Below are 512 nucleotides of genomic sequence, written 5' to 3'. Positions count from 1 at the left end.
AAAGCGAGGCACTAGCCTCGCTTTTCTGCTACCAACTTAAGACGCTTGGATGCTCGGTTCTACTGGGCTATCCACCATCAACTTTTTGATATCACGCCAAAGCATACTCATCACAACCAGACTTAACGCAATGTTGGATAGCGGGAATGCAATCCAAATGCCTGTCACACCCAACAGTTTTGGCATGATGAATAAGAACGGCAGTTGGATAAGCATATTACCCGCCGTCACAAACATCGCCTTACTGCCTTTGTTGACCGATTGATAGTAAGCCCCTGCTACCACTAAGAAACCATCAAGAAACAGTGCGAACATGTGGAGACGAATTCCCACCACAGCACTTTCGATAAGCTGCTGATCCGCGTCATTAAAGACGGATACGAGCTGGTACGGGAAAAGGTTCATCAATACCACGAACACAACACCACCTAAAACCGATGCCCCCATAGCAATTTGTAGCAACTTACGAATGTTATCTTGATTTCGTGCGCCATGGTTGTAGCTCACCAAAG

The 512-nt window shown here is 46.5% G+C and carries 1 pseudogene; it reads right to left on the bottom strand.

The annotated features are described in order from the left end of the window. Nucleotides 1-36: 36 nt before the first annotated feature. Nucleotides 37-512, bottom strand: a pseudogene (vmrA, locus tag R7E38_RS23405) (sodium-coupled multidrug efflux MATE transporter VmrA); the annotation flags it as partial.

The sequence above is a fragment of the Vibrio sp. Vb2131 genome (assembly GCF_033338535.1).
GTDB lineage: Bacteria > Pseudomonadota > Gammaproteobacteria > Enterobacterales > Vibrionaceae > Vibrio > Vibrio alginolyticus.
The sequence above is the reverse complement of the archived record's forward strand: the minus strand, read 5'-3'. Positions and strand labels throughout refer to the sequence as shown.